Here is a 5060-nt window from a genome sequence, read left to right on the forward strand (position 1 = left end):
TGCCATTTGTATGGACAACTGATTGCCATTCTACTCTGTTCGTCTACTATGTTTCAAATGCGACAATTACTTCTTATGAAAAAGAAACGAGAACTGAGTGAATATAAGGCCATATATATGATTAAAGATTACTTTCTTCTTCTTTTCCAAGCTATACAGAAAGACACCCAAGAGCTATCAAAGATTCTACTTCGCCTGTTCAACCTCCTACAGCAAAACGGGCGAAAATCTCATCGACTTGAGAAGAAAACAGTCTTTGATATATTAGGTGTCGTTTACAATTGTACCATGTTTGATAATCAAGCGGCTTAATTCAAAAAAATGAAACCCGTTAGGGTTTATTTCGTATGCAAATCTTTAAATTCCCTACACGTATCCTTTAGAAAAAAGAAACAACCTCTACTATAATTGACGTTGTATGAGCTTAGTTTGATGGCGATGGGGTCTCGTCACACATCCATCCACTTAAGAAATTGTTTTACCCCCAAATGTAAAAAACGTTATCCTTTCCTATGATTCTAGAGAAAGAATAACGTTTTTTCATGTTACGGAGAATTTTGTTTTATTAGCTTAATAGCATTTACCACCTTAATTTCAAAAAAATTTTAAAAGGAAGTTGTTTTTTTGAACCAGAAAGGTATATTTTAAACTATAAAAACTATGACAAAATTTATCCGGTTTTCCTTTTTACCTACTTGCTAAATTCAGCAAGTAAAATATTTTTAAAAGGATCAGAACGACTAGTTTTATGGCCATTCACATTGATGGCCAATGTATGCTTGCCTCCAAGCGTGCCTCCAGCAAAAGTAGAAAACCCTGGAACACCGCCTGCGTGTCCCCATATCGAGACACCGTTTTGAAGTTTAGTTTCATAGATTCCAAGACCATATCCATCGATCCCTTCTGTTCCTGTAGGAACTGTAGTAAGCATTTGTTTTAGCTGCTGTTCCTTCAGTAATTTGCCACTGAGTAAGTAAGAGAAAAATTTGTTTAAATCATCAGCAGTAGAAATCATATCTCCATCCGAGCTACCTGGGTTAGAATAAGTAACGTCTTTTAGCTCCCTTTCTCCGTCATATCTGTCATATCCACGGGCATGCTTGGTGCCTGGAATAACCGTTGAATTGCCAGGTAGGAATGTATTTGACAATTCAAGCGGTTCAATAATTCGATTTTCAACCTCTTCCGCATAGCTGTTTCCAGTTACTTTTTCAATAAGGATACCCAGTAATACGTATCCTGTGTTTGAATAAGACCAGCCCTTTCCTGGAGCAAAGTCTGGGGGAAGAGAAATCCCCATCTTTACAAATTCTTCAGCCGTATACGATTTTTTTGTATCTTTCATATCAAAGTCTGTTGACTTTATGTAGTTAGCAATACCACTTGTATGATTCAATATCTGCCGGATAGTAATCTGGTTGCTATCATATCCGTTTCCTTGAATGACACCAGGTAACCATTTTTCAATGGAGTCGTCTAGATTCAAGCGGTTCTCTCCAGCTAATTGAAGTAGCACTGTTGCAATGAATGTCTTCGTCGTACTACCAATGCGAAAGCGAAAATCTGTTTTCATTGGTTTCTTAGTTCTCAGATCCGCTATCCCAGCGGCATAACCCCACGTTTTTCCACCCTCAGAAGTTTTAGCAAGTATCCCCGGGTATCCAAGTTGCAATGTATCCCGCATTGCTTGCTTGACGGAATTACGATCTCGTTGAGTGCTTGTGTGTGACGAACTAGATACATTTTGAGTGGGCTCTGCTTTTACAATTGAGATTGGTGTTGTGTATAACAGAGAACTTCCAGCTATTAAAAGGGCCAGACTTGCACATGTAATTTGACTACGTGTTTTCATAAGGTATTCCTCTCCTCTATTCATATTGTATAGGTGGTTGCTAGCTAGCTGCTTCATACTAACCACACAGCTATCATCTCTACCAATGACAAAAGGTCAACATTGAATTTGTAATTATGTTCCTAATTGTTATTTTTACAAACGCCATTGTGTCCTATCAAACGGTAAATCCCTCTTTTTCCACATGTATGTTAACCGCAGAAATTACTTCTTTTCCTTAAAACACTCTTGTTACTGGTTTGTTTTTCATATATAGGTCATACCTGTCTCCCCTTTCACGCCTCTTTATATTTTTATCATACACAATGAAAATCTCTCCTCCTCATTTATTGTTAATGCGTTAAAAACTGCTCTTTGATTCTAAGTGTTTTTCTGTCACATACGGTAGTGTCAAAATGTCATGATTTTTATGACATAGCTATTAATACAGCCGTATCCCACTCAATTTTTGTTGTTCTTTATAAATATGACAAAAGTTCACTATCGACTATGACTCGCCGCTTGCTACACTCTGTTCATACGCTAACTCAATTTTTTGATTTAACAAAACTTCCTAATAATATAAGTCCTCCAGATCAACTGGTAATTGAAAGGTTTTTAAAATTGTAAAGGGGGGCGATTATTTATTCGCCTTCCACAAATTAAACAACTTTAAAGAGCCTTAACACACACTAGATTGTAGCAAGGCTCTTATATTTTCATAATAAAATTAAACAACTATATTATCGATTTACATTATCTTTGCACAAAAAAACGCCATCCTTTCTGTATATTTCTACAAAAAGAATAACGTTTTTTTGTATTTAAGGGTATTAAAATCTCTTAAGTTAAGGGGAATGTATGTTGACCCCTATAGGAGTTATGTTACAATTGAATAAATTAAGAAAAATCAATTTATTCAGGTGTGACTGCATTTTATAATGAAAAAGTGTGGCTTTTTGACTTTTGGTGTACGGAGCATTATTATAATTTTCCACCAATAAAAGTTTATGTCAGAGCTACCAAGGAGAGATCATACGATGTCCGAGAAGATGCATGCTGACGAATTGGAAATTGAAGAACGACTTGTGCGTCGTTTGCTTGTCGATCAGTTCCCCCGCTGGGCAGAGTTGCCCCTTCGTAAGGTAGAGCCAGTTGGAACGGTAAATACCGTTTTCCGACTTGGCGACGAATATTCCATTCGGCTAGCGAGAAGGGAAGGACCGACGACACCAGGAGGACGCGAGTTCTTATGGCTACCAAAACTCGCGCCATTAGTTCCGCTTGAAATCCCTGTACCTATCGCTCAAGGGCGCCCCAATAACGAATACCCATGGTTTTGGGAGATACATTCGTGGCTGAGGGGTGAAACGGTGCCGATAGAGGCGATTGACGAGATTCAGGCAGCACGCGATCTCGCAGGGTTTGTCCTAGCACTGCAACAAGTCGATCCAACGGGAGGGCCGTTAGGACGCGGCATTCCTTTGGCCCAACGGGACAAGGACTTCCGATATTGGCTAGCACGATTTAATGGCGATCCCGCGGTGTCTGCTGTATGGGAGTCGGCTCTTTCTGCGCCTACATGGAACGGTCCTCCTGTTTGGCATCACGGCGATCTAGATGTACGTAACTGGCTCGTGCGTGATAAGCGTATCAGCGGTGTGATTGATTGGGAGACAATGGGCATAGGTGACCCTGCGTGTGATGTAATGGTCGCGTGGAAGTTGCACTCGCCAGAGGCGCGCGATGTGTTCCTTGATGCTATCCGTACGGACGATGCTACATTGGCAAGGGCCCGCGGATGGGTCGTATCACAGGCGGTTGCAATCCTTACCTACTACACGCCGCAAAACAATCCAATTTTGTACAATGAGGCGAAATCCTGGCTAGATCTAGTGCTAGTTCAAAAGTAATTCAGTGATTTTAAGAGTGAAACATATCTCAGTTATTCATATTCAACGGGCTTATTCAGAAAGCGAGAGAACCATAAAAAACGTTATCTTTTCAAGTATTTTACTGAAAGAATAACGTTTTTTTCATTTTGGGGGAAATTCGTCTCCTTAAGTTGATGGGCATGTATGGTGACCCCTAATAGAAAGATAAAGGGGTATGTTGCAATGAATAAAGGAGACGCTATTCTACGGTTACTTATGGAAATGAAACTGGAACTAAAAGAAGTAAAAGAACAAGTGGAACAAATGCATACATCGTTAAAAAATATAGAAAAGCAAAATCAAAAGAGAGAAAGTCATTCGAATGTTTCTAAGAAAAAACATGATTGGAAATATCCCTCTAAAATGAAATGAAATTAATAACAGTCATAATACAAATTAAAGAGTACAGTATTAGTGTGTACATTAATTTTTCAATCCTGTAAAAATTAAGTGAAGGTTTTTCGTTTGCTTTGAAGAATACCTAACCAAATATGAAAATAGTAATTAGACTGATTACACTTTTATAATGTTTTTTACGAACTAAGACTCAAATATATAACAAAGCAATCACGAGAAAGGAGATTGAAATGAAAAAAAGAAAAGGGTTAATTCTCCCTCTTGTATTAGCTATTTTATTTGGTGCATGTCAACAGAGCGATTTAGAAGAATCCAAAAGTGAAGATTCAAAAGTAATGGACACGGTAATGGACACGGTAGATAAAAAGGACTTTCTTAGTGCCACCGTGGACGACAAAACAAAAATAGTAGAACTTGAAATAGCTGATACAGTAAATACAAGTGAATTAAAAAAGAATATTAACACTCAGTTAAAGAGCCAATATATTAGACCCTATACTATAAATGTTAGTCAAAGAGATATGGACATTGTAAAAATAGAGAACAGATGGGACAATATTTCCAGTTATATTGTGGAAGAATTGTTCCATAAAAAAGGATACAAAGGTTTTTCAATACGGGCTTATATAGAATTGAACCAATCTATCCCGTTTGCTATATATACTCCTATAAATAGTACTGATTCAGGGGCTAAAGAGTTTGGGAAGAAGATTGAGAAAGAAATCGATAATTTACTTAAAACACCGCAAGCACAAAAATGGATTGAAAATGATTTATATACTATTGAAGTTTATAGTCAAGATAATCAAAAAATCAACTAACAAATCTATGAACAGGATATAGGAAACTTAGTATTAATAGGTTAGTATTTGACAAAAAAGACTGGATAAACAATGCCCAGGGTTCTGTTGCAAAGATTTCTAAACTGAGATAACCTG

At 37.6% G+C, this 5060-nt stretch carries 4 protein-coding genes and 1 pseudogene; 4 read left to right on the forward strand and 1 reads right to left on the reverse strand.

What is annotated here, in order from left to right:
* Positions 1 to 312, forward strand: a pseudogene (locus Y7E_RS32420) (IS4 family transposase); the annotation flags it as partial.
* 379 nt (positions 313 to 691) lie between these two features.
* Here the strand turns inward: Y7E_RS32420 and Y7E_RS0128510 are convergent.
* Positions 692 to 1852 carry a serine hydrolase domain-containing protein gene (locus Y7E_RS0128510; RefSeq protein ID WP_017154580.1) on the reverse strand — a complete coding sequence of 387 codons (1161 nt, stop codon included), beginning with the start codon at positions 1850 to 1852 and terminating at the stop codon, positions 692 to 694.
* A gap of 1019 nt (positions 1853 to 2871) precedes the next feature.
* Between Y7E_RS0128510 and Y7E_RS0128515 the strand changes: the two genes are divergently transcribed.
* The 3 genes from Y7E_RS0128515 (at position 2872) to Y7E_RS0128525 (ending at position 4943) form a co-directional block, all read left to right on the forward strand.
* Positions 2872 to 3744 (forward strand): aminoglycoside phosphotransferase family protein, encoded by an 873-nt coding sequence (locus Y7E_RS0128515; protein ID WP_017154581.1) that lies wholly within the window; start codon positions 2872 to 2874, stop codon positions 3742 to 3744.
* Positions 3745 to 3948: 204 nt separating this feature from the next.
* Entirely contained in the window at positions 3949 to 4137 is a 189-nt protein-coding gene (locus tag Y7E_RS0128520; protein ID WP_026049392.1) for a hypothetical protein, read from the forward strand.
* A gap of 215 nt (positions 4138 to 4352) precedes the next feature.
* Positions 4353 to 4943, forward strand: a complete 591-nt coding sequence (locus Y7E_RS0128525; protein ID WP_017154583.1) for a DUF4030 domain-containing protein — start codon at positions 4353 to 4355, stop codon at positions 4941 to 4943.
* Positions 4944 to 5060: the final 117 nt, after the last annotated feature.

It is taken from the genome of Bacillus bingmayongensis (genome assembly GCF_000299035.1).
Taxonomy (GTDB): Bacteria; Bacillota; Bacilli; order Bacillales; family Bacillaceae_G; genus Bacillus_A; species Bacillus_A bingmayongensis.